Origin of the sequence: Microbacterium sp. RURRCA19A, from assembly GCF_900156455.1 — a bacterium.
Lineage (GTDB): Bacteria > Actinomycetota > Actinomycetes > Actinomycetales > Microbacteriaceae > Microbacterium.
Window position 1 is genome coordinate 95627 of record NZ_FTNQ01000005.1, and the last position, 25007, is coordinate 120633.

Here is a 25007-nt window from a genome sequence, read left to right on the forward strand (position 1 = left end):
GAAGGGTCCGACGGTGTCCGTTCGTTCGCGAGTGCCGGTGGCGGTGGGCATCGACGTGGGCAGCACCAACACCAAGGTCGTCGCCCTTGCCCGGGAGGGTGCGGTCGTCGCCCGAGCCAGTCGCCCGACCCGGCGCGCCGGGGGAGACCTCGCGATCGACGCCGTCGATCTGGTCGCCGCGATCGAGGACATGGTCGTCGAGGTGTGCGCGGGCGGGCGCGAGCTGCACGCGTTGTGCGTGGCGGGCATCGGCGAGGACGGCGTGCTCGTCGATGCGGAGCTCACGCCCGTCACCCCCGCACTGCCGTGGTTCGACCCGCGCCGTCAGGACGAGTTCCGACGGATCCGTCCCGATCTCCACGGCGACGACACCTTCGACGTCGACACCGATCCGGTGAGGTCGCTGGTCGGCTGGCGGTGGGCGCGCGCGCAGCCGGGCGCGGATCGTGCGGCGGCCTGGATCGCGCTCACCGACCTCCCGTCGGTGCTGTGGACCGGCCGTCCCTTCCTCAGCGACACCCTCGCCCCGCGGACCGCGGCATGGCGCAGCCGCGACCGCGCCTGGGACATGGATCGCGTGGACCTGGCCCTCGGCGATGCGGCGCTGCTGCCGCCGGTGGTGCCCACGGGCGGGATCGTCGGCGAGGTCTCGTCCCCGTCGCTGCGCGCAGCGGGGATCGTGGCTCCGGATGCCGTGGCCGTCGCCGGCGGTCACGATCACCCGATCGGCGGCTGGGGGGTCGACCTCATGGTTCCCGGGGCGATCCTGGACTCGATGGGGACCGCCGAGGTGGTCGTGGCGCAGTCGCCCACCGAGCGCAGGCGCGGGGCCGACCACGTCGACGTCGCCCCCGGCATCCGCTCCTCGGGCAGCACCCTGCTGCGCGTGGAGGAACTCGCGCGCAACGTCCAATGGGCTTCGCGCGACCCCGACGTCGCACGCGGCATCCGGCATCTGCTCATCGGGCGCGTGGCGCCGTCGCCGCTGTGGGACTCGGGATGGTTCCTCCCGGGAGAGCGCGGCGGAGGCGAGCCCGCCTATGCGCCCGACGCGCCGAGCGACCCGCGTGCGCGCGCGTCCGCGGTCCTGGGCGCGCTCGCGGTCGCGGGGCGCGAGGCGATCGACGCCGTCGCGCGCGACCTGGGCGGGTGGCGCGAGGTGCGCGTCGCGGGCGGATGGGTGCGCTCGCCCGGGTGGATCGCGATCAAGTCGGCCGTGAACGGCGCTCCCGCGGTGCCGGTGCTCGAGCCCGAGGTCACGGCCGTCGGGGCGGCCCTGCTCGCCGCGACGGCGCGCGGGTGGCATCCGGATCCGATCGACGCCCTCGGCGGGTTCGCGACCGGGATGCTGGGCTGACCCCGCTCAGCTGGCGGCGACGCTCACCTCGAGCGGAATGACGTCGGTGAGCACCCAGGTCTCGTAGTAGTCGAAGCGCGTGCCGTCCGCGGCCCACGACAGGGACCGGACGCGCAGCACGGGGTGGTCGGCGCCGACGCGCAGGTGCTCCGCCACCTCGGGCGGGGCGGGCAGGGCGTGGATCACGCGCTGCGCGCCGCTGGTGATGAAGCCGGCCGACCGCAGGTGGCCGTTCAGCGAGGCCGAGCCGTCGAGGACACCCGGGTCGGATTCGATGGAGCGGCCGACCTCTCGCGGGAACCAGTTCGTGCTGAACATCGCCACGGTGCCGTCGAGCGATCTGACCCGGTCGAGCGCGAACACCTGCTCGCCCGCGCCGGTGCGCAACGCCTCGGCGACGTGGGGCTCGGGGGTGACATAGCCGGTGCCGACCACGGCGGTCGAGATGCCGGTGCGCCCGTGCCGGAGCTGCGACTCCAAAAATCCCTCCTGGACGGTCCACCCCGCGGTCTGGCCCGGCACGCTCGCGAAGACGCCGCGCCGCGGGATGCGGTGCGCGTAGCCCTCGTTCTCGAGCTTCGTGAGGGTCTGTCGGACGGTGGCCCGCGACAGTCCGAATTCGCGGCACAGCTCGAGTTCGCTGGGAAGGCGTTCCTCCTCGGCGATGTCGCCCTGGGAGATGCGCTCTCGCAGGATTTCGAAGAGCTGCTCGTAGTACGGCACGGGGGAGACCCGTTCGATCGTGTGCGCCACGTGATTCTCCTCGTCGTCGTGCGCATCGTCGCGCGTTCCGTCGTACGTTTGGTTCCGACTGTACAGACGGTGCGGATACCCGAACCGTATCGTCACGTTTCGGGTCGCCGCGGCAGAGTTTTCGATTCGCGCTGTACATTCTGTACGTACAACACGTACGATACGTGCAGGGCTTCGGTCCTGCATCCCGAAACGCCACCGGCCCCAGAGGCTTCTGCACTTCAGAGAGGAAGTACGCATGCGAACTTCACCCATCACCGGACTCGCGCTCCTCGGCGCGGGCGCCCTGCTCCTCGCCGGCTGCTCCGGCGCGGCCTCGACCGACTCCGGCGCCGGAGGCGGCGACCTGAGCCCGGCCGACACCCCGCTGAGCTACTCGCAGCCGCACACCGACCCCTTCCAGAACGCCGAGAACGTCGGCTCGATGGAGCGCTTCGCCGAGCTCGGCTACGCCACGATCCCGGCCACCAACGCCGACCGTGACGCCGCACAGCAGATCACCGACATCCAGACGCTGATCAACAAGGGCGCCAAGGGCCTGGTCATCTCCGTCGGCGACGCCGACGCCATCGTCCCGGCCATCGAGTACGCCAACGACTCCAGCGTCCCGATCGTCGCCATCGACGAGGCGCCCGCCTCGGGCAAGATCGCCATGATCGTCCGCGCCGACAACGTCCAGATGGGCGAGCTCGCGTGCGAGGAGATGGGCAAGCGCGTCGCCGCCGACGCCGTCGTCGTCACCCTCGACGGCGACCCGGTCACCTCCAACGGCCGCGACCGCACGAACGGCTTCAACGACTGCATGAAGGCGAAGTACCCCGGCGTCAAGCTCGTGAACGTCGCCACCGAGTGGGACCCCGCCAAGGCGGCATCCGGGATCGAGACCGCGCTGAACCAGTACGGCAACGTCGCGGGCATCTACAACCAGAGCGACGCGACCTTCTTCCCGACGATCCTCGACACGCTGAAGTCGGCCGGCAAGCTCGTCGCCGCCGGACAGCCCGGCCACATCGTGCAGGTCTCCGTCGACGCCAGCCCCATGGCGATGACCGCGATCCGGGACGGATGGCTGGATGCCGCCGTCGCACAGCCGATGACCGACTACATCGACTACGGCGTCGACTACCTCACCCGGGCGATCAAGGGCGAGACGTTCACGGCCGGCCCCACCGACCACGGCAGCACCATCGAGGAGCGCAACGGCAACCTCGTCGACCTGCTGCCCACGCCCGTCGTGACCAAGGACAACGTGGAAGACCCGAACCTGTGGGGCAACAAGCAGTTCGCCCTCGACGCGTTCGGCGCGACCAAGTAATCCGGCCACACCACGACACCCCTCGAGACGGAGACGTCATGACCACACCTACGACCACCGTGCCCGCCATCCAGATCGACGGCGTCAGCAAGACCTACGGTGCGACGAAGGCCCTGCAGGACGTCTCCGTCTCGATCCTCCCCGGACAGGTGCACGGACTGATCGGCCGCAACGGCGCCGGCAAGTCCACGCTCCTGCGCATGATCACGGGACTCGAGACCCCGGACACCGGCACGGTGAGCTTCTTCGGCGAAGCCGCGCCCCCGGCATCCGACCCCAAGGCCTGGCAGCAGCGCGTCGCCTGCGTGTACCAGCGGCCCTCGGTGTTCGCGAACCTCACCATCGCCGAGAACCTCTTCGCCGGCCGGCTGCCCACCACCGGGGCGCGCGTGTCGTGGAAGCGGATGCAGTCCGAGGCCGAGCGGATCCTCGACGAGTGGAACATCCGCCTCGACCCGAAGATGCTGCTCTCGGACGCTCCCATCGAGGAGCGGCAGATGCTCACCATCGCCAAGGCGCTGGAGGCCGGGACGCGCATCGTGCTCCTCGACGAGCCGACCGTCCAGCTCGAGGGCGCCGCCATCCGGCGGCTGTTCGACAAGGTGCAGGACCTGCAGCAGCAGGGCGTGACGTTCGTGTTCGTGTCGCACTTCCTCCGCGAGGTCACGGCCATCTGCGACTCCGCGACGGTGCTGCGCGACGGCAAGCTGCTGTGGTCGCGGACCGGCGATGACATCCGCTCCGACGACCTCGTCGAAGCCCTGCTCGCCGGTCAGGAGCAGCGCCGGCACCGCGCCGAGAGCATCGCGGCGGCCACGGATGCCGCACCCGCGCTGCAGCTGCGGTCGGCGAGCGAGAAGGAGGGGGCGTTCACCGACATCACCCTCTCGGTCGCCCCGGGCGAGCTCGTCGCCATCGGCGGTGTCGGCGGTTCGGGGAAGTACTCGGTCGGCGAGGCGATCGCGGGGCTCCGCGGACTCGCGTCGGGCGAGGTCGTCGTCGCGGGGTCTCCGATCCGCACTGGCGACGTCAAGGCCAGCCAGCGCGCCGGCATCGGGTTCGTCCCCGCCGACCGTCACCGCGACGGCTACGTGCCCCAGCTCAGCGTCGCCGAGAACATGACCATGGGCATCATGGACCAGCTCGCCCCGGCGGGCGTGTTCTCGCCGCGGAAGCAGACCGCCCTGTCGCGCGAGCTCATCTCCGACGTCGCCCTGGTGCCGCCGGATCCCTCCCTCGCGGTGTCCGGGCTCAGCGGCGGCAACCAGCAGAAGGTCGTGCTCGCCCGCGCCCTCGCCCGCAAGCCCCGAGTGCTGGTGCTCATCTCGCCCACGGCCGGAGTCGACATCGCCGCCAAGGACGCGATCTACGGGCTCATGCTGCGCGCCCTCGCCGACGGAGTGGCCGTCATCCTCATCTCCGACGACGTCGAGGAGCTGCTGGTCAGCTCCCGCGTCCTCATCATGCGCGAGGGCCGGATCTCGGCCGAGCTCGCCGACCCCACCGAAGAAGACATCGTTCGAGCCATCGAAGGCCTGGAGTGAACACCGTGCGAACCACCGTCGTCCGAACCCCCGCCCCCGCGACCAACCCCGTGATGCGCACGGTCGTGAAGAACGTCCGCGAGCTGAGCGTCCTGCCGGGCCTCATCATCGTCGCCATCGTCGGTGCGGTGGTCAGCCCCGCGTTCCTGTCGGCGGCCAACCTCACCCTGATCCTGCGGCAGTCGGCCGAGCTCGGCATCGTCGTGATCGGTCTGACCTTCATCCTCATCACCGGCAAGCTCGACATCTCGCTCGAATCCACCGTGGGCCTGGCCCCGATGGTCGCCGCGTGGCTCATGGTTCCGGCCGTGACGGGCGGGCTCGGGTCGGAGATCGGCCCCGGCTTCGCGATCCTCGTGACCCTCGCGATCGGCGTGGTCATCGGGTTGATCAACGGGTTCCTGGTGGTGAAGGTCAAACTCGATCCGTTCATCGTGACGCTCGCGATGCTGATCCTGCTGCGCGGCATCACGCTCGGCGTCAGCCAGGGCAAGACGCTCGCGGGTCTGCCCGAGGCGTTCCGCTACGTCGGCTCGGCCCGGTGGGCCGGCATCCCCGCCGCGATCTGGATCACCGGCATCCTGTTCCTCGTCGCCGCGCTCGTGCTGCGCTACACCGCCTGGGGCCGCGCGCTCTACGCCATCGGCGGCAACGCCGACGCGGCGCGGGCCGCCGGCATCCGAGTGGATGCCGTGCTCATCACCGCCTTCGTCGTGGCCAGCGCCCTCGCCGCCTTCGCCGGCATGATGCTCGCCGGGCGCCTCGCCTCGGTCACCAGCGGCATGGGCGACAACCTCATCTTCAGCGCCCTGGCCGCGGCCGTCATCGGCGGCGTGCAGCTCAACGGCGGACAGGGGCGCATCGTCGGAGCGCTCATGGGCGTGCTGCTGCTCGGTACCCTGACCAACGTGCTGACGCTCGCGGGCGTCCCCACCTTCTGGATCAACGCCGTGTACGGCGCGGTCATCCTCCTCGCGCTGCTGGTCGGCCGCTGGGGTGGCCGGACGAGCACGCGCTGACCCGGTAGACGAAAGAAAGGACCCGCTCATGTCGGAATTCCAGGAGATCAGCTCGACCGTCGTCGCGGAACTCGGGGAGGTGTTCCGCCGTGTCCCCGAGGAGAACATCGAGGCCGCGCTCGACGCGCTCGAGAAGCACCCGCGCATCTTCGTGCTGGGCATCGGCCGCGAGGGCCTCGGGTCGAAGGCGTTCGCGATGCGGCTGACCCACTTCGGTAAGACCGTGCACTGGGGCTGGGACGACACCACGCCGGCGGTCACCGCGGACGACCTGTTCATCATGCCCTCGGGGCCGGCGAACATCCCGCACCTGCACTACATCGCCGAGCAGGTCAAGAAGACCGGCGCGACGTTGCTCGTGGCCACGGCCGTCCCCGACGGCCCGACCGCGCAGCTCGCCGACATCGTGCTGACCGTGCCCGCCCACACCTACGGTGCCGAAGACCCCAGCGGTCTGGTGCCCACCATCCAAGCGATGGGGAGCCTCTTCGAGCAGTCGCTCTGGATCTTCTGGGACGTGCTGTACCTCATGCTCGTCCGTCGCACCGGCGCGAAGTTCGAGGACCTCGTCGCCCGCCACCGCAACTTCGAGTAAGCGATCCCGGATGCCCCGGTTCCGTTCCCCCACGGAGCCGGGGCATCCGGTCTTGGGGCGCGGGTCCACTGGAGACCACGAGACTGCATCCGCCTGACGAATCCACTGCACGCTGCAGTGGAGATGTCGGTCGGATGCAGTCTCGGCGTTTTCGGCGCGGGGGAACGGCGGGAGCGGCGGAGCGGCCGCGCGCCGCTACTGTGAAGGACCATGAGTGACACGGGCGGCCCGAGGCGCGCGGGGGTGCGCGACGTCGCCGCCCGTGCGGGGGTGTCCGCGCAGACGGTGTCGCGCGTGCTCAACGACTTCCCCGGCATCCGGGACTCCACCCGCCAGCGCGTGCTCGACGCGGTCGCCGCCCTCGACTACCGGGTGAACAACGCCGCCCGCGCCCTCGGCACCAGTCGCACGCGGACGGTCGGCGTGGTCGCGTCGGACGCCTCGCTGCACGGACCCTCGGCGGGCATCGCCGCGCTCGAGCGCGCTGCCAGGGCGCGGGGTCGCTGGATCACGACCGCGTACACCGCGTCCGACGACCCCGCCGCCGTGCACGCGGCGGTGGAGCACCTGCTCGATCAGGGTGTCGACGGGATCGTGCTGGTCGCGGCCCACACCCAGACGCCCCTCAGCGGCTACGACGTGCCCCTCGTGCCGCTGTACGGTGCGTCGGGCGAGCGGCAGCGGTCCGCGGCTGCGCTGATCGTGACGCATCTCGCCGACCTCGGGCATCGCCGCATCGTCGAGGTCGCCGGCCCCGTCGACTGGCGCGAGGCCCTGTCGCGCACCGCCGGCGTCGCCGATGTCGTGAATGGCCGGGGGCTCGAGCGCGTCGGCCGCGTCGAGGGGGACTGGAGTGCCGCCTCCGGAGCGGCGGTCGCGGATCTCGTCGCCGCCTCGGTCCGCGCGGGAGCCACCGCCGTCGCCGTCGCCAACGACCAGATGGCGCTCGGCCTCGTGGCCGGACTCGCCGCGCGCGGCATCCGAGCTCCCGCCGATGTCTCGGTCACCGGTTTCGACGACAATCCGGATGCCGCCTTCTACACGCCCGCGCTCACCACGGTGCGCCTCGATGTTGAGGGCGAGGCCGCCGAAGCCGTCGCGACGGTGCTGGGCGAAGAGCCGACGCGTCCCGCGGAGCCGATCCTCGTCGTTCGGGAATCGACCGCCCCGCCGCGCTGACGCGGGGAGGGGGCTGTGCCCCGTGCGAAACTCCGGAGATTCGGCACCATTCGCCCGCGTGTCCTGCGGAAAACCGCGCACCGGCCTGCCCGCCCGCTCGAAATCTCCGGAGTCCGGCACGCGCACGGCGGGGGCAGTGGCATCCGCCTCTCGCCAACGCGCGATGTTACCGGTAACATGACCAGCGAACCCGCCACCGACAGAGTCGAAGGAGACCCCGCGTGACCGATGCCGCCACGTTCGCGCCCGAGGTGCAGGAGGCGATCGATGCCGTCCGCGCCGACGTCGCGAAGCTGCACGCCGAGCTCGTGCGCTACAACCTCATCGTCTGGACCGGCGGCAACGTCTCCGGTCGCGTGCCCGGGGCCGACCTGTTCGTGATCAAGCCCTCGGGCGTCTCGTACGACGACCTGACGCCTGCGAACATGATCCTCTGCGACCTCGACGGCAACGCGATCCCGGGCACCCCCGGCTCCGAGCGCAGCCCGTCGAGCGACACCGCCGCGCACGCGTACGTGTACCGCAACATGCCCGAGGTCGGCGGTGTCGTGCACACGCACTCCACCTACGGCGTCGCGTGGGCGGCCCGCGGCGAGGAGATCCCCTGCGTCATCACGGCCATGGCCGACGAGTTCGGCGGCCCCATCCCGGTCGGTCCGTTCGCGATCATCGGCGACGACTCGATCGGCCGCGGCATCGTCGAGACCCTGCGCGGACACCGCTCGCGCGGCGTCATCATGCAGAACCACGGGCCGTTCACGATCGGCACGAACGCGAAGGATGCCGTCAAGGCCGCCGTCATGCTCGAGGACGTCGCCCGCACCGTGCACATCGCCCGTGAGGCCGGCCCCCTCATCCCGATCCCGCAGGACAAGATCGACGCCCTCTACAACCGCTACCAGAACGTCTACGGACAGAGCACGGACGACCGCCGATGAACGCCCACATCACCGAAGGCCGGGCCAGCCTCGGCATCGAACTCGGCTCCACCCGCATCAAGGCGTGCCTCATCGGCCCCGACGCCGAGGTTCTGGCGACCGGCTCCCACGAGTGGGAGAACGTCTACGCCGACAAGCTCTGGACCTACTCCCTGGATGCCGTGTGGTCGGGCCTGCGCGCCGCGTACGCCGACCTGGTCGCCGACGTGCAGCAGAAGCACGGCGTCACGCCCGCGCGGTACGCCGCGATCGGCGTGTCCGCGATGATGCACGGCTATCTCGCGTTCGACGCGGACGGCGAACTGCTCACCCCCTTCCGCACGTGGCGCAACACGAACACGGGTGTCGCCGCCGCGGAGCTGACCGAGCTGTTCGGCGTGAACATTCCGCTGCGCTGGTCGATCGCGCACCTGCACCAGGCGGTGGTGGATGCCGAGCCCCACGTGCCCGAGATCCGCTTCCTGACGACCCTCGCGGGGTACGTCCACCGTCAGCTGACCGGTGAGAAGGTGCTCGGCGTCGGCGACGCGTCGGGCGTGTTCCCCATCGATTCGGCGACGCGCGACTACGACGCCGCGTTGGTCGACCTCTACGACAGCCTCGCCGCCGGGCGCGTTCCCCCGCTCGCCGACCTGCTGCCGCGCGTCCTCGTCGCCGGGGACGACGCGGGGAGCCTCACCCCCGCGGGCGCGGCGCTGCTCGACCCGAGTGGCACGCTGCAACCCGGCATCCCCTTCGCCCCGCCCGAGGGCGACGCCGGAACCGGCATGGTCGCCACGGGTGCGGTCGCGCCCCGCACGGGCAATGTCAGCGCCGGCACGAGCATCTTCGCGATGGTCGTGCTCGAGCGCCCCCTCGGCGAGGTGCACCACGAGATCGACCTCGTGACGACGCCCTCGGGCGACGCCGTGGCGATGGTCCACTGCAACAACGGCGCGAGCGAGCTGGCGGCGTGGGCGAACATGTTCACCGCGTTCTCCGCCGCGGCCGGCGTGACGCAGACTCCGGATGCCACCTACGCGGCGCTCTTCGCCGCGGCGCTGGAAGGAGAGGCCGACGCCGGCGGACTGCTCGCCTACAACCACCTCGCCGGGGAGCCGATCGCGGGACTCGACGAGGGCCGCCCGCTCGTCGTCCGCACGCCCGACAGCCGCCTGACGCTGCCGAACTTCATGCGCGCGCAGCTGTACGGCGTCTTCGGAACGCTCGCGCTCGGCATGGACGTCCTCCACCGTGAGGGCGTCGGCCTCGACAAGATGTACGCCCACGGCGGCATGTTCCGCACCGCGGGCGTCGCGCAGCGCTTCCTCGCGGCGGCGCTCGACGCGCCCGTTGCCGTTGCCGCGACGGCGTCCGAGGGCGGCGCGTGGGGCATGGCGGTGCTCGCGGCGTACGTCGCCGACGGTGCCGGTCGCGACCTCGACACCTACCTCGGTGAGGTCGTGTTCGCCGACGCGGCGCTCGTCACCGCCGACCCCGTCCACGCGGACGTCGTCGGATTCTCGGCCTATCTCGACCGTTACCGCGCAGGCCTCGCCGTCGAGGCCGCTGCCGTGGCATCCCTCTGATCACTCGAAAAGGAACAGTCATGACCCGCACGAAGCTCAAGAACGACCTCGACGGCTACGAGGTCTGGTTCGTCACCGGCAGCCAGAACCTCTACGGCGAGGAGACCCTGAAGCAGGTCGCCGAGCAGTCGCAGGCCGTCGTCGAGGGCCTGGCCGGCCTCCCGGTGAAGGTCGTCTGGAAGCCCGTGCTGAAGGACTCCGACAGCATCCGCCGCATGGCCCTCGAGGTCAACGGTCGCGACGACGTCATCGGCGTCATCGCGTGGATGCACACCTTCAGCCCCGCGAAGATGTGGATCTCGGGTCTCGACGCGCTGCAGAAGCCCCTGCTGCACCTGCACACGCAGGCGAACGTCGAGCTGCCGTGGAACGACATCGACTTCGACTTCATGAACCTCAACCAGGCCGCCCACGGCGACCGCGAGTTCGGGTACATCCAGACGCGTCTGGGCGTCGCGCGCAAGACGGTCGTCGGCCACGTGTCGAACCCGGCCGTGCGTCAGCAGATCGAGGACTGGGAGCGCGCCGCCGCCGGCTGGACCGCCGCCCGCACGCTCAAGCTCGCGCGCTTCGGCGACAACATGCGTTTCGTCGCCGTCACCGAGGGCGACAAGACCGAGGCCGAGCTGCGCTTCGGCGTGCAGGTCAACACGTGGGGCGTCAACGAGCTCGTCGAGGCCGTCGAGAAGGCCACGGATGCCGACATCGACGCGCTCGTGCAGGAGTACGTCGACAGCTACGACGTCGTGGAGGAGCTGCTCCCCGGCGGCGCGCGCCACCAGTCGCTGCGCGACGGCGCCGCGATCGAGCTGGGTCTGCGCTCCTTCCTGGAGGAGGGCGGCTTCGGCGCCTTCACCACGTCGTTCGAAGACCTGGGCGCGCTGAAGCAGCTGCCGGGTCTCGCGGTCCAGCGCCTCATGGCCGAGGGCTACGGCTTCGGCGCCGAGGGCGACTGGAAGACCGCGATCCTCGTGCGCGTCGCGAACGTCATGGGCGCGGGCCTCCCGGGCGGCGCGTCGCTCATGGAGGACTACACGTACGACCTCGTCCCCGGCAACGAGCGCATCCTCGGGGCGCACATGCTCGAGGTCTCGCCGTCGCTCACGACCAAGAAGCCGCGCCTGGAGATCCACGAGCTGGGCATCGGCGGCAAGGAGGACCCGGTGCGCCTGGTCTTCACCGCCGACCCGGGCCCCGCGCTCGTCGTCGCGATGAGCGACATGCGCGACCGCTTCCGCCTCGTCGCCAACGTCGTCGAGAACGTCGACGCGCCGGACCTGCCGAAGCTCCCCGTCGGCCGCGCCGTGTGGAAGCCGGCCCCCGACTTCGCGACCTCGGCCGGATGCTGGCTCGCCGCCGGCGCCGCGCACCACACCGTCATGACGACGGCCGTGGGCATCGAGGTGTTCCGCGACTTCGCCGAGATCGCCAAGACCGAGCTCGTCGTCATCGACGAGGACACCACGGTCCGCGGTTTCCAGAGCGAGCTGCGCTGGAACCAGGCGTACTACCGCCTGGCCCAGGGCCTGTAAGACCCCGCTGCCCCGGGCGCCCCTCGCGGCCCCGGGGCGGTGCGGCACGTACGCGTCCCGTTCGGGGCGCGTCCCGTGCACCGGGGCGGATATCGTGCGCCCCACTGCACGAACCGTGCCCCGGATCCGCGTCGGTGGTGGGACGCCCGCGGATCCGGGGCATTCGTGCGTCCCGGGGGGGGGTGTCCCGCTTCTCGCGGGGCGTGTCCCACTTTTGGCGGTGTGTGTCCCGAAATGTGCGGCCTTCGCGCCCTGCGGGCAGCAAGAAGTGGGACATGGATGCCGTGGGCCCGGTGGCCCTGGGGCCTCGTCCCGCTTCTGGTGGGGCATGTCCCGAAATGTGCGGCCTGAGGCTGCCGCAGACAGCAATAGGTGGGACATGGATGCCGTGGCATCGGGGCTCCGCGGCATCCGGAAGCTCGGCGGCATCAGCGTCGCCGTGGCATCCGCGGCCTCGTCCCACTTGTAGTAGGTGCGCGTCCCGAGATGTGCGGCCTGAGGCTGCAGCAGACAGCAATAAGTGGGACATGGATGCCGTGGCATCGGGGCTCCGCGGCATCCGGAAGCTCGGCGGCATCAGCGTCTCCGTGGCATCCGCGGCCTCGTCCCACTTGTAGTAGGTGCGCGTCCCGAAATGTGCGGCCTGAGGCTGCCGCAGACAGCAATAAGTGGGACATGGATGCCGTGGCATCGGCCGGCCGGCGCCTCTGGCATTTGGTTTGGGGTGCGATTCTTGGTGTGGGGCGTGAATTCTGTGCCCCGAACGAAAGGATGCGCCCCAAACTCGGCACGGACGCGCCCCAACTCCGCAACGATGCGCCCCAACTCGGCACGGACGCGCCCCAACTCCGCAAGGACGCGCCCCAAACCCTGCAAGGACGCGGGCGAGGCGCTAGAGCCGCTGCCCGAGCGACCACAGGCGGTCGGCGCGGCCGGAGATCGCCTCCGACAGCGTGAACGCCTGGGCGTCGGTGAGGGAGGCCACGTAGTCCACGATTCCCCGGGAGCGCGCGAGCGTCTCGGCCTCGGCATCCGTCGGTCGACGTTCGGCGGGGAGGGCGGCGTACTGCTCGCGGGCGAGGGCGATGAGTTCGCGGAGCCTTCGCGGGGTGCGTGCGCGGTCCCGGTCGTCGTCCAGCCACTCGCCGAGGGCGCGCACCGACCGCGCGAGGATGCGGCTCATCCCGCGCTGCTGGATCGCGAGGTCGGGGCGGCTCAGGACGAAGCGCTTGTGCACGAACTTCAGTACCTCGACGTGATGCCAGGCCTCGGGCGACAGCGCGACCGGCCCCGACCGGGGGGTGTCTAGCGGACGCAGCCGCGCGGACTCCTGGAACCGGCGGATCCACCGGTCGGTGAAGGACGCCAGGCGTCGCTCGGCCGTCAGCGACCCGTCGAACGGGCGGGCGAGCAGCTCGGTGACCAGCTCGGCATCCACGTCGCTCACCGCGGCGAGGAACGCCTCGTCGTCGGCGACCCACGGGTCGTCGCGACGCATCTTGCGGCGCAGGCGTTCCAGCGCGGCCCCGGGCACGAGCTCGGCGCGCACCTCCGCGTCGTCGCGCGAACGCCACTCGATCACGTCGTCGAGCCACCCGCGGAACTCCGCCGCGATCGGGGCGTGGTCGAGGATCCCGGCGCGGTAGAAGTCGTCGACGTCGTGTACCGAATAGGCGATGTCGTCGGCGAGGTCCATGACGGCGCCCTCGATCGTCTGCCGGAGGGGCTCGGCATCCATTCCCCGCCGCGCGTGGTCGAGGTCGTCGGCGTCGATGTCGTACACCGAGTACTTGTGTACGCGGTACGCGCCGTCGGGGGCGCGACGGATGCCACGGGGCGGGCCGATCCGCTCGATCTCGGCCGCGGAGACCGACGGCGACCACGGATACTTCGCCGATGCGGCACGCACCGCGGCGGTGAGGTTGAGCCCACGGGGCGCGTTCTCGACGACGTCGAGGGCGGTGAGGATGCGGTACGTCTGGGCGTTGCCCTCGAAGCCGTCGGGGAGACCCAGCTCGGTGCGGGCGAGGCGGTCCAGCGTCGTCTCACCCAGGTGCCCGAACGGCGGGTGGCCCAGGTCGTGGGCGTACGCCGCGGCCTCGACGACCGTGGGGTTGCACACGGCGGTGCCGGCGCGGGTGTTCAGCTGCAGCGCGACGACGCGCGCGATCGCGCTGACCTTGAGCGAATGCGTGAGCCGGTTGTGCACGGGCGCGCCCGAGATCGAGGGCGACACGACCTGCGTCACGGCCGACAGGCGCGAGAAGTACGGCGAGAACTGGATCCGCTCCAGGTCGATCGACCACGGGTCGCCGCCGGTGTCGTCGCGATCCGGGTACACGCGCGAGGAGGCCGTGGGGAGCGTCATCCGTCCACGGTATCCGGCGCGGACCGGCGTCGGTGGCGGCCGCCGTTGCACGTTCCGGACCGCGAGACTGCATCCGCCCGACAAACCCACTGCAGCGTGCAGTGGAGATGTCGGGCGGATGCAGTCTCGACGCGGGCGGGCCGGCGGTGGCAGGCGGCCGGACACCCCGCCCGGGCGTCAGCCCCGGCGCAGCTCCACGGCGACCACCCGCGCGTCGTCCGGACGCAGCTCGTACGTCGGTCCCGTCAGCCGCAGCGTCCCGGCCTCGTCGACCTCGGCGCACGTCGGGCCGACGCGCAGCTCCACCTCGCCGGGCTCGACGACGCGACGGAGCGTCCGGTCGCTGTAGGCCAGACGGGATGCCGGGACCTGGAACCGCACCTCGGCGGTCTCGCCGGGCTCCAGCTCCACGCGGGCATAGGCCACGAGCTGCGCGACGGGGCGCGTCACGCTCGCGACCGCGCGGTGGGCATAGAGCTGCACGACGTCGGCTCCGCGGACGGGCCCCGTGTTCGTCACGCGCACCGAGGCCGCGAACGCGTCCCCGGCCCGCACCTCGGCATCCACCGTCAGCCCCTCCCGCCGGAACGTCGTGTACGACAGGCCGAAGCCGAACGGGCGGACGGGCGTCGGGTCGGCGCTGGTGATGTCGGTGGCGCCGCCGAGGATCGGGTGCAGGTGCGAGTACGGCTGCGCCCCGGCGGACCGGGGGAGCGAGACGGGCAGCCGCCCGGAGGGCGTGGCATCCCCGGCCAGGAGCGCGGCGAGCGCGGGCCCGCCCTCTTCGCCCGGGAAGAACGCCTGCACGACGGCCGCCGGGCCGGAGGCCTCGTCCAACGCCCAGCCGATCGCGTAGGGGCGTCCGGTGAGCAGTACCATCACGACCGGCGTTCCCGTCGCGACGACCTCCTCCACGAGCCGGCGCTGAAGCCCCGGCAGTTCGAGGGAGTCCGCGTCGTTGCCTTCGCCGACGGTGCCGCGGCCGAACAGCCCCGCGCGGTCGCCGACGACCACGACGGCCACGTCCGCGGACCGCGCGAGGTCGACCGCGGCGGGGATGCCGGTGGCATCCGTGCCCTCGACCGTCACGCCGTCGGCGTGCACGACATCGCCGAACCGTGCCGCCAGCGACGCGCGGACCGTCGGGATGTCGAAGCCCATCGTGAACTCGGGGTGGTGCGCGAGCACGTGGTTCGCGAACGAGTAGCAGCCCATGAGTGCCTCGGCGCTGTCGCCGTTCGGCCCGATGACCGCGATGCGTCCGGGGGCCGCGGGCAGTGGCAGCACGCCGTCGTTGCGCAGCAGCACGGCGCTCTCGAGCGCGAGCCGGTACGCCAGGGCGCGGTGCTCGGCGTCGTCGAGGTCGACATCGCGCGGGGGCGCGGAGAAGTCGGCATCCAGGAGTCCCAGGTCCTCCTTCTCGGCCAGCACCCGGGCGACCGCCCGGTCGATGAGGCCCTCGGCGAGATCCCCGGATGCCACCCGCGCGGCCAGGTGCGGGAAGGCGTCGGCGCCGGGGAGCTCCACGTCGATACCGGCCTCGAGGGCGATCTGCGCGGCTTCGCCGGGCGAGCCCGCGATGCCGTGCATCGAGCGGAGGAAGTCCACCGCGAAGTAGTCCGACACGACCGTGCCGTCGAAACCCCAGCGACGCCGCAGCAGGTCGGTGAGCAGCTCGCCCGAGGCGGCCACGGGCACGCCGTCGATCTCGGTGTAGGAGTTCATGACGGAGCGCACCCCGCCATCGCGGACGGCCATCTCGAAGGGGGGCAGGAAGACGTCCTGCAGCTCGCGCGGTCCCGCGTGGACGGGGGCGTGATTGCGCCCGGCCTGCGAACCCGAGTACCCGACGAAGTGCTTGAGCGTCGCGTGGACTCCGGCGGACTGCAGGCCCCGGACGTACGCGGTGCCGATCGTGCCCACGACGTACGGGTCCTCGGCGATGCATTCGTCGACCCGCCCCCACCGCGGGTCGCGCACGACATCGAGCACGGGGGCGAGGCCCTGGTGCACGCCGACCTCGCGCATCGAGCGTCCGATGGCGGATGCCACGAGCTCGACGGTCTCCGGGTCGAACGACGCGCCCCACGCGAGCGGGGTCGGGAAGGTCGCCGCCTTCCAGGCCGCGAAGCCGGTGAGGCACTCCTCGTGCACGAGGGCCGGGATCCCCAGACGCGTCTCCGTCTGCAGGCGCCGCTGCTCGCCCCACAGCCAGGCGGCGCGCTCGACAGGGTCGACCGGCCGGGTGCCGTAGACGCGCGTGAGGTGTCCGAGGCCGTGGACCGTGGCATCCGCGTATCCGGTCGAGGTGACCTTCTCGCCGGAGCGGGGCGCGACGACCTCGTCGCCCTGGTCGACCCAGTACCCGACGAGCTGCGCGAGCTTCTCGTCGAGGGTCATGTCGGCGACGAGCGCCTGCACGCGGGCCGAGACGCCGGGAGCGAGGGCGGCGCCGACGTCGGTTCTGTGGATGGTCATGCGGGTCAGCCCTTCACGGCGCCGGTGAGGCCGCCGACGATCCGTCGCTCGAACAGGCTGAAGAACACCAGAGCGGGGATCATCGACAGCGAGGTGAACGCGAGCACGCGCGCGGTGTCGACGGAGTACTGCGACGCGAACGCCTGCGTCCCGAGGGGCAGCGTGTAGGTCGCTTCGTTGTTGAGGATGAACAGCGGGAGCATGTACGAGTTCCAGCTGTTGACGAAGGCCAGGATGCCGACGGTCACGACCGCGGGGACGGCGAGCGGCAGCACCATGCGCCAGAAGAACCCGAGGCGTCCCAGCCCGTCGATCGACGCGGCCTCCTGCAGTTCGCGGGGGATCGCCGAGAGGAACGGCGACAGGATGATCACCGTGATCGGCAGCGCGAACGCGATCTGGGGGACGATGACGCCCGCGAGGGAGTTCATGAGCCCGAGGTTGCGCACGAGGATGTAGAGCGGCGTGATCGCGACGGTCATGGGGAACATCAGGCCCGCGGTGAACAGTGCGTAGACCGCGCCGCGTCCGCGGAAGCTGTACCGCGAGAGCGCGTAGGCGGCCATGAGTCCGAGCGCCACGACGAACAGGGTGGTCGCGATCGCCGCGATCGTGGAGTTGGCGACCTGGCCCCAGAAGGTTCCGCTCCCGAGCACCTCCGTGTAGTTCTCCCAGTTCCACCGCGTGGGGAAGCCGGCCGGGTCGACGGTGATCTCGGAGTTCGAGCGGAAGCCGCCGAGGATGATGTAGATCACCGGTCCGAGCATGAGCGCGATCAGCACGAGGGCGATGAATCCGACCACGACGGACGAGAAGCGGCTGCTCCCGGCCGGTCGGCGCGGAGTCTTCGCCGCGCGCGGCGCGACGAGGGTGGCGGTGGCGGTCATTTGATGCCTCCCGTGAGGGCGCCGGCGGTGTCGCGGCGGAGCACGAAGCGCTGGTACATCAGCGCGACGGCGAGCGAGATCAGGAACATCACCACGGCCACGGCACTGCCGTAGCCGAAGCTGCCGGCGTTGCGGCCGTTGGCGACCATGTACGTGGCCATCGTCGAGGTGCCGGCGGTGGAGGCGACGTACTGGCCCCAGATGATCCACACGAGGTCGAACAGCTGGAGCGATCCGATGATCGACAGGAACGCCCAGATGCGGATCGTGGGCCCCATGAGCGGCAGCACGATGTGGCGCTGGATCTGCCAGTACGACGCGCCGTCGATGGCGGCCGCCTCGGACAGCTCCTCCGGGATGCCTTGGAGCCCGGCGAGGAAGAGGATCACGGCGAAACCGATGTACTTCCACGTGATGATGATGAGCAGCGTCCAGATCGCCAGCGCCGGGTCGGAGATCCAGTCGGCGCGAAGGGCACCGAGTCCGAGCTTCTCCAACGCCCCGTTGAGCGCGCCGCCGGACTGCAGCATGAGCCCCCAGCCGAGGCCGACCACGACCTCGGAGATGACGTAGGGCACGAAGATCAGGACGCGGATGAGCGACTGGAACCGCATCTTGCGGTTCAGCAGCAGCGCGAGGCCCAGAGCCAGCGGGCCCTGCAGGACGAGGGAGCCGACGACGATGAAGGCGTTGTGCCCGAGGGCCTCGTGGAAGGCCGGGTCGGTGAGGATCGTGACGTAGTTGCGAATGCCGACGAACTCCGTCGGCGTTCCGAAGCCCGACCAGCTGTAGAAGCCGTAGAAGGCGGCCAGAGCCACCGGCAGGATGACGAACGAGACGAACACCACCAGCGCGGGGCCGAGCAGGATCGCGAGCTCGCCGCGGATCTTCCAGTTCTCGCGGCGTCGCCGCACGGGCGACCGCCCGGCCGAGGAGGAGCGGGGAGCTCCGTCCTCGACCGAGCGGCGACCGGCGGCGTCGGCCGACGCGGGGGCGACGGGGGGACGCACGGTGGTCATGTCGGTTTCCCTCAGGAGCGGGCGGCGGCGGCGTTGACGGCGTCGACGATGCCCTGCGGCGTGCCCTTGCCGGCGAACATGTCGACGACGGCGACGTTGAGCGCGTTACCGACGTTCTGGCCGTAGAGCGTGTCGAGCCAGACCGAGACGTACGGCGCCTTCGAGTAGGCCTCGAGCACCGACTGCAGCGCGGGGGTGGTCACGGCATCCACCGCTTCGGAGGAGGCGGGGAGCGTCTGGAAGGCCGTGGCGTAGGCCTCCTGGTTCTCCTTGTTGACGAGGAAGTTCAGGAAGTCGGTGCACTGCGCGGGGGCGTTGACCCAGCACGAGTACCCGTCGACGCCGCCCATCATGGCGCCGGGCTCGCCGTCACCGCCGGGGACCTCGGGGAAGGGGAACCAGCCGAGGTCGGCGAGCGGCTGCTGGTCGGGGGTGAGCGAAGCGATCACGCCCGGGTCCCAGGCGCCCATGAGCTCCATCGCGGCCTGGTGGTTGGCCAGGAGCCCGGCCGACGACCCGGCGCCCTGCTGCGCGGCGGTGGTGAGGAAGCCCTCGTTGAAGGGCTGCGTCTTCAGGAACGACTCCAGCTCCTCGCCCGCCTTCAACCAGCACGGGTCGTCGAAGCTGCGGCTCGCGGCGGCGGAGTCGAGGACGTCCTTGGAGCAGGCGCGGAGGGCGAAGTTGTAGTACCAGTGCGCGGCCGGCCAGGCGTCCTTCGCGCCGACGGCGATCGGGGCGACGCCCGTGGCCTTGATCTTGGCGTTGGCGGCCTCGAGCTCGTCGATCGTCTTCGGGGCCGATGTCACTCCGGCCGCGGTGAGGAGGTCCTGCGACGTGAAGATGCCCGACGGCAGCACGGCCACCGGCATCCCGTAGTTCTTCCCGTCGATCTCGAACGCCGACAGCGACGAGCCGAGGGCGGTCTGGGCATCCGGGGAGATCTTGTCGGTGAGGTCCATGACCTGACCCGCCTTGACGATGTCGGCGAGCTTGCCGCCGCCGCGCGCCATGAACAGGTCGGGGGCGTCGCCGGAGTTCAGCGCCGTCTGGAGCTTGCCGTCCATCTCCTCGTTCTGCACGGCCTGGATCTCGATCGTCACGCCCGGGTTGGCCGCCTCGAAGGCTGCGGCGGTGTCCTCCCAGTACTTCTTGCCGTCTCCGGTGGTGGAGTTGTGCCACAGGGTGAGGGTGACGCTGCCGTCGGCGTTCTGTCCGCCTCCGCCGGCGGCGCAGCCGCCGAGGGCGAGGGTGCCGGCGAGAGCGATCGCCGAGGCGGCGAGCAGCTTCCTGGTCTTCATGTGATTCCCGTTTCTCTTCATCGAGGTGCGTCCCGTGCGGGATGCTCCGGTTGTCGGCAGCGGTGCCGGTCGTCCACGTCCGGGTGTGCGGCCCGGGTGGCAGCAGTGTCACCTCCGCGCGCCGGGTCGTCAAACGTTTTCGAAAATGATTTCCACGCTAGGGTCGGATGCCATGACCCGGCGTGTCACCATCCACGACGTCGCCGCGGCGGCCGGTGTCTCGGTCGCCACGGTGTCCAAGGCCGTGAACGGTCGCTACGGCGTCTCGCCGGAGACGGTCGGGCGCGTCCTGGACGCGGTGCGCGCGCTCGGATACGAATCGAGCCTCGTCGCCAGCAGCATGCGATCCCGCCGGACGGGCGTCATCGGCGTACTCGTGGCCGACATCGAACCGTTCTCGGCCGAGATCCTGAAGGGTGTCGGGGGAGCGCTCTCCGACACCGGGTACGACCTGCTGGCGTACACCGGCGCCAAGCGGGACGGCGAGGGGTGGGAGCGCCGCTCGCTCAGTCGCCTCAGCGGCACGCTCATCGACGCAGCCATCCTCGTCACCCCGACGATCGTGAACGTCGCGGCCGAGGTGCCGATCGTCGCGATCGACCCGCACACCGGCCGCGCCGACCTCCCCACGGTCGAGTCCGACAGCTTCACCGGTGCGCAGCAGGCCGTTCACCACCTCGTGCAGCTCGGCCACCGTCGCATCGGCTTCATCGCGGGGCGTCCCGATCTGCGGTCGGCGGTCGCCCGGGCCTCGGGGTACCGCGAGGCGTTGTCGGCCGCCGGCATCCCGTTCGATCCGGCCCTCGTTGGGCAGGGGCATTACGAACAGGACGTCGCGCGCGAGGCCGCGCAGGCGATGCTGGCGCTCCCCGATCCGCCGACCGCGGTGTTCGCGGCGAACGACCTGTCGGCGCTGTCGATCGTCCGGGTCGCGACGGAGCGCGGGCTGCGCGTGCCCGACGACCTGTCCGTCGTCGGGTTCGACGACGTGCCCGAAGCCGCGCGCGCGCAGCCGCCTCTGACGACCGTGCGGCAGCCGATGAAGCTCCTCGGGGCGGAGGCCGTGCGGATCGTGCTCGCGCTCCTCGCCGGCGAGGAGCTGCCTGAGACGCACCTGCAGCTCGCGACCCGCCTCGTCGCCCGCGGCACGACGGCCCCGCCGCCCGCGCGCTGAGCGCCGCGAGCGGCCCGTGCAGCGCGCGTGCTGAGCGCGGCGCGTGCGTCGTGCAGCGTGTGCCCGTGCATGCGCGCGCGCTGAGCGCGGCGAGTGTGTCCTGCGGCGTGTGCCGGTGCGTGCGCGTTGAGTGTCCCAGACACGCGGATGGTCTCCGCGCGCATCCGCGTGTCTTGGACAGCGAACTGGCGGTAGGCCCCCGCCCCGTTCCCGTCAGCCGTGAGTGTCGAAGACACGCCGTTGGCCGCCCAGCGGATACGGCGTGTCTTGGACGCTCGGCGGGGCTGGACGCACAGGGACGGACGTACAGGGACGGACGCACGGGGGCAGGAGGTCGGGGCGAACGCGGAGTGGGGTGCCCGGACGCGGCAGCTTCCCTCGAGACTGCAGTGGCCTGACATCCCCATTGCAGCGTGCAGTGGAGATGTCGGGGGGATGCAGTCTCGCGGTCGAGGCGCCACCCCGCGGTAGGGTCGGCGCGTGACGCGCGTGCTCTTCGCCCCGGACGGGTTCAAGGGATCGATCTCGGCCGTGGCAGCAGCGGAAGCGCTGGCCGCGGGGTGGCGCGCGGCGCGTCCCGGCGACGCGATCGTCGAGCTCCCGATGGCCGACGGGGGCGAGGGCACGCTGGACGCCTTCCTCGTCGCCGTCCCGGGCGCGCGCCGGATGCCGGTCACCGTCACCGGTCCGCACGGCCGCGCGGTCGCGGCATCCTGGGTCCTTCTTCCGCCGACCGACGATGCGCCGCAGGGGACCGGTGTGGTCGAGCTCGCGTCGACCTCGGGCATCGAGCTGCTCGACGGCGCGCTGCGCCCCCTCGACGCCGACACGCGCGGGTTCGGCCAGGCGATCGCCGCGGCGCTCGACCACGGCGTCTCGCGCCTCGTGCTCGCGATCGGGTCGAGCGCGTCGACCGACGCCGGGTTCGGGATGCTCGCGTCCCTCGGGGCGCGGATCACGGATGCCGACGATCTCGACGTCGTGCCCGGGTTGCGCGGTGTGCGCACCGCCGCGCGGATCGACCGCGGCGGTGTGCGTTCGCTGCCCGCGGGCGGTGCCCTCGTGCTGACGGACGTGCGGAGCCCGCTGACCGGTCCCACCGGTGCCGCCGCGGTCTTCGGTCCGCAGAAGGGCCTCGGCCCCGCCGACGTCGCCGACGCGGATGCCGCCCTCGCGCGCGCCGCGGCCATGCTGGACACCGACGCCGCCCATCCCGGCGCGGGAGCGGCCGGAGGCACGGGCGCCGCGCTGCGGGCGTGGGGCGCCGAACTCGTGCCCGGCGCCGAGCGCATCGCCGACCTCGTCGGCCTTGGCGCGGCCGTGGCCGCCGCCGATGTCGTCGTGACGGGTGAGGGATCGTTCGACGCCTCCTCCGGCGCGGGGAAGGCCCCGGCGCGGGTGGCGGCGCTCGCGCAGGTCGAAGGGCGGTGCGTGGGTCTCGTCGCGGGGCGGATCGCGCCGGAGGCCGACACCTCGGGGTTCGGCGCGGCGGTCGCGCTCGTCGCGCTCGCCGGCTCCGCCGAGGCGGCGCTGGCCGACCCTGCGCGCTGGCTCGCCGCCGCCGGCGAGGAGCTCGCCCGCCGCCTGGGCTGAACGCGCGAGGGTGCGACCCGCCGCCGTGCGCGCCGCATCCCCTCCCGGCTCCGGTACCGTCGAGGTGTGTCCACTGTCTCCAGCAACAAGGACGATGAGGTCGATCTCCTCATCGATGCCTGGTCGCAGTTGCTCCCCGAGGTCGATCTGACCCCGCTCGACGTCATGTCGCGGCTGCGCCGCGCGGCGTTCCACCTGTCGAAGCTGCGCGCCCGGGCGTTCGCCAGCGCCGACATCGCGGTGTGGGAGTTCGACGTCCTCGCCGTCCTCCGGCGTGCGGGCACCGAGCTCAGCGCCACGCGACTGATCTCGGCCACCATGATCGGCAGCGCGGCGATGACCAACCGCCTCGACAAGCTCGCCGACCGCGGGCTCGTCAACCGGCGCCCCAACCCGTCGGACGGTCGAGCGATCCTCGTCGCCATCACGCCCGAGGGCGTCGAACGCGTGGATGCCGCGATGACCGAACTCGTGCGCCTGGAGGCCGAGGCCCTCCGCGACGTGAGCCGCGCCGATCAGGCTCTCCTCGCCCGGGCGCTCCGTGTCCTCGCCGCCGGCGAGACCCACGAGGCGTGATCGATCTCACCACCGGGCCGCTGGTCTTGGACGGCGGCCTCGGCACGCTGCTGGAGAGCCGCGGCAACGACGTGGCGTCGCCGTTGTGGTCGGCCCGCGTGTTGCGCGACGACCCCGACGAGGTGCGTGCCGCTCACGCGGAGTTCACCGCGGCCGGGGCGGACGTGCTGATCACGGCCTCGTACCAGGTCGGTTTCGGAGGAGAGATCCCGGATGCCGAGGTCGAGCGGCTCCTCCGCCGTTCGGTGGCCCTGGCGCGGGACGCGGGCGACGGCCTGGTCGCGGCATCCATCGGTCCCGTGGGCGCGCTCCGCGCCGACGGCAGCGAGTACACCGGCGACTACGGCCTGGATGTGGCGCAGCTGCGCGCGCTCCATCGTCGACGACTCGCGCTCCTCGCCGACGCAGGGGCCGATCTGCTCGCCGTCGAGACCGTCCCGTCGCCGCTCGAGGTCGAGGCGCTCGCGCTCGAGCTCGCCGACCTGGGCGTCCCGGCGTTCGTGAGTCTGTCGGCGGACAGCACGGGCTTCGCCGCGCCGGGGGCGCTCGCCGCCGCGCTGCGGACCGTGGCATCCGTGCCGGGGGTCGTCGCCGTCGGGGTGAACTGCTGCGCTCCGGGCAGCGTCGGGCCCGCGCTCGCCGAAGCGCCCGCCGTCCCGCTCGTCGCCTACCCGAACACGGGGGAGCGGTGGGATGCCACGACCCGCACCTGGCACGGTGGAGCCGCCCCGCTCGCCGTGGACGCGCCGGGTTGGGTGGCCGCGGGCGCCCGCCTCGTCGGCGGGTGCTGCCGCTCGACCCCGGCGGACATCGCCGCGATCGCCGCCGCCGTGCGCTGAACCGCGCGGCCGTTCCGGGGTCAGCGGCTGTTCGTCCGCCCGCGCCGACCCTCGCCTTCCATCAGGAGGGCGATCTCCTCGGGACTCCATCCGAAGCCGTCGTGCATCTGTGCGCCCAGCGTCGACAACGCCGAGGGGAGCGCCGTCGCCACGCCGTGGCGGACATCGACCGCACGGTCGTCGAGCGCGTGCGCGGCCGTACGCAACTCGGTCACCAGTGAGCGCAGACGGTCGGCGCCGAAGGCGCTGGCGGCGAGCGGGGCATCGCCGATCACCACGACGGAGTGCTCGCGGGGACCGTCGTCGGACACCTGGCGGAATGAGTGCAGGGCCAGGACGATACCGAGACCGCAGACCAGGACGGTGGCGATGGCGACGGCGGAACCGATGTCCAGCGAACGGAACGCCGCTCCCACCGGTGTCATCCATCCCGTCGTCGCACCCACGAGGGCACGAGCGGCGGAATACACGGCGTAAAGGCCCATCGCGGAGGCGATCAGCAGCGCGGGCCGCCTCGGTGCGACGGGGGAACGGGCCGCGGCGAGGGCGCACGCGCTGCACACCACGGCCAGGACGGCGGCCTTGACCACCAGCGACACGTCCTCGCTGGTCGACGCCGTGGCCGCGCCGACCGCGACCGCGATCGCGGCCACGAGTCCGAGGATCGCCCGTCGACGGTGAGTGGACAGTCCCGCGAGCGCGACCGCCATCGTGCCGGCGGCGAGCACCATCGTCGCGTCCCCGACGACCAGGGCCAGTCGCGCTCCGTCGTACCGGTGGACCACGTACATCACCGTCGATCCGATCGAGAAGATCCCGGCCATGACGGCGTACTGCACGAATGTGGTGAACGGCAGCGGCGCGGAGGCCCGCGGCAGAGCGATGCCGACCACGCCGAAGGCGACGCCGACGCACATCACGGCGAGGCCGATCGTCAGCAGCATGACTCCCCCTCGCCGATGCGGTGGTCTGCGG

At 71.7% G+C, this 25007-nt stretch carries 20 protein-coding genes; 13 read left to right on the forward strand and 7 right to left on the reverse strand.

Annotated features, from left to right (window positions below):
- Positions 1-13: 13 nt before the first annotated feature.
- Complete coding sequence (locus BW982_RS15870; RefSeq protein ID WP_175611130.1) at positions 14-1357, forward strand: FGGY-family carbohydrate kinase; 1344 nt, start codon at positions 14-16, stop codon at positions 1355-1357.
- Between the two features lie 6 nt (positions 1358-1363).
- Here the strand turns inward: BW982_RS15870 and BW982_RS17965 are convergent, their stop codons facing one another.
- Positions 1364-2110 carry a GntR family transcriptional regulator gene (locus BW982_RS17965; protein WP_076495093.1) on the reverse strand — a complete coding sequence of 249 codons (747 nt, stop codon included), beginning with the start codon at positions 2108-2110 and terminating at the stop codon, positions 1364-1366.
- A 238-nt stretch (positions 2111-2348) separates the two neighbouring features.
- Between BW982_RS17965 and BW982_RS15880 the strand changes: the two genes are divergently transcribed.
- The 8 genes from BW982_RS15880 (at position 2349) to araA (ending at position 11800) form a co-directional block, all read left to right on the forward strand.
- A complete protein-coding gene (locus tag BW982_RS15880) occupies positions 2349-3425 on the forward strand; it encodes a sugar ABC transporter substrate-binding protein (protein WP_076494961.1) in 1077 nt (358 codons plus the stop codon).
- A gap of 38 nt (positions 3426-3463) precedes the next feature.
- Positions 3464-4969 carry a sugar ABC transporter ATP-binding protein gene (locus BW982_RS15885; RefSeq protein ID WP_076494963.1) on the forward strand — a complete coding sequence of 502 codons (1506 nt, stop codon included), beginning with the start codon at positions 3464-3466 and terminating at the stop codon, positions 4967-4969.
- A gap of 5 nt (positions 4970-4974) precedes the next feature.
- Positions 4975-5988, forward strand: a complete 1014-nt coding sequence (locus tag BW982_RS15890; RefSeq protein ID WP_217693693.1) for an ABC transporter permease — start codon at positions 4975-4977, stop codon at positions 5986-5988.
- 28 nt (positions 5989-6016) lie between these two features.
- Positions 6017-6583, forward strand: a complete 567-nt coding sequence (locus BW982_RS15895; RefSeq protein WP_076494967.1) for an SIS domain-containing protein — start codon at positions 6017-6019, stop codon at positions 6581-6583.
- Between the two features lie 210 nt (positions 6584-6793).
- Positions 6794-7762: a LacI family DNA-binding transcriptional regulator gene (locus BW982_RS15900; protein ID WP_076494969.1), complete on the forward strand. Its 969-nt coding sequence runs from the start codon at positions 6794-6796 to the stop codon at positions 7760-7762.
- 221 nt (positions 7763-7983) lie between these two features.
- Positions 7984-8700: an L-ribulose-5-phosphate 4-epimerase gene (locus BW982_RS15905; RefSeq protein WP_076494971.1), complete on the forward strand. Its 717-nt coding sequence runs from the start codon at positions 7984-7986 to the stop codon at positions 8698-8700.
- On the forward strand, positions 8697-10268 hold the full coding sequence (locus BW982_RS15910; protein WP_076494973.1) for a xylulokinase: 1572 nt from the start codon (positions 8697-8699) through the stop codon (positions 10266-10268). Before BW982_RS15905 ends, BW982_RS15910 begins: the two co-directional genes overlap by 4 nt.
- 20 nt (positions 10269-10288) lie before the next feature.
- The gene (araA, locus tag BW982_RS15915) at positions 10289-11800 is read left to right on the forward strand and encodes an L-arabinose isomerase (RefSeq protein WP_076494975.1); all 1512 of its coding nucleotides are present in this window, start codon (positions 10289-10291) and stop codon (positions 11798-11800) included.
- 892 nt (positions 11801-12692) lie between these two features.
- Here araA and BW982_RS15920 read toward each other — a convergent pair.
- From BW982_RS15920 to BW982_RS15940, 5 genes are all read right to left on the reverse strand, one after another.
- Positions 12693-14168: a deoxyguanosinetriphosphate triphosphohydrolase family protein gene (locus BW982_RS15920; RefSeq protein ID WP_076494977.1), complete on the reverse strand. Its 1476-nt coding sequence runs from the start codon at positions 14166-14168 to the stop codon at positions 12693-12695.
- A 177-nt stretch (positions 14169-14345) separates the two neighbouring features.
- The gene (locus tag BW982_RS15925) at positions 14346-16646 is read right to left on the reverse strand and encodes a beta-xylosidase/alpha-l-arabinosidase (protein WP_076494979.1); all 2301 of its coding nucleotides are present in this window, start codon (positions 16644-16646) and stop codon (positions 14346-14348) included.
- Positions 16647-16651: 5 nt separating this feature from the next.
- Positions 16652-17533 carry a carbohydrate ABC transporter permease gene (locus tag BW982_RS15930; protein ID WP_076494981.1) on the reverse strand — a complete coding sequence of 294 codons (882 nt, stop codon included), beginning with the start codon at positions 17531-17533 and terminating at the stop codon, positions 16652-16654.
- A complete protein-coding gene (locus tag BW982_RS15935) occupies positions 17530-18552 on the reverse strand; it encodes a carbohydrate ABC transporter permease (RefSeq protein ID WP_076494983.1) in 1023 nt (340 codons plus the stop codon). Before BW982_RS15935 ends, BW982_RS15930 begins: the two co-directional genes overlap by 4 nt.
- A gap of 11 nt (positions 18553-18563) precedes the next feature.
- Positions 18564-19850 carry an extracellular solute-binding protein gene (locus BW982_RS15940; protein ID WP_076494985.1) on the reverse strand — a complete coding sequence of 429 codons (1287 nt, stop codon included), beginning with the start codon at positions 19848-19850 and terminating at the stop codon, positions 18564-18566.
- A gap of 172 nt (positions 19851-20022) precedes the next feature.
- Between BW982_RS15940 and BW982_RS15945 the strand changes: the two genes are divergently transcribed.
- The 4 genes from BW982_RS15945 (at position 20023) to mmuM (ending at position 24032) form a co-directional block, all read left to right on the forward strand.
- Positions 20023-21024, forward strand: a complete 1002-nt coding sequence (locus BW982_RS15945) for a LacI family DNA-binding transcriptional regulator (protein WP_076494987.1) — start codon at positions 20023-20025, stop codon at positions 21022-21024.
- Positions 21025-21504: 480 nt separating this feature from the next.
- The gene (locus tag BW982_RS15950) at positions 21505-22617 is read left to right on the forward strand and encodes a glycerate kinase (RefSeq protein ID WP_076494989.1); all 1113 of its coding nucleotides are present in this window, start codon (positions 21505-21507) and stop codon (positions 22615-22617) included.
- Positions 22618-22683: 66 nt separating this feature from the next.
- Positions 22684-23193 carry a MarR family winged helix-turn-helix transcriptional regulator gene (locus BW982_RS15955; RefSeq protein WP_076494991.1) on the forward strand — a complete coding sequence of 170 codons (510 nt, stop codon included), beginning with the start codon at positions 22684-22686 and terminating at the stop codon, positions 23191-23193.
- A complete protein-coding gene (gene mmuM, locus BW982_RS15960; protein ID WP_076494993.1) occupies positions 23190-24032 on the forward strand; it encodes a homocysteine S-methyltransferase in 843 nt (280 codons plus the stop codon). The genes BW982_RS15955 and mmuM overlap by 4 nt, the downstream gene beginning before the upstream one ends.
- A gap of 20 nt (positions 24033-24052) precedes the next feature.
- On the opposite strand, the gene BW982_RS15965 is transcribed toward mmuM, so the two are convergent.
- Positions 24053-24976: a hypothetical protein gene (locus BW982_RS15965; protein ID WP_076494995.1), complete on the reverse strand. Its 924-nt coding sequence runs from the start codon at positions 24974-24976 to the stop codon at positions 24053-24055.
- Positions 24977-25007: the final 31 nt, after the last annotated feature.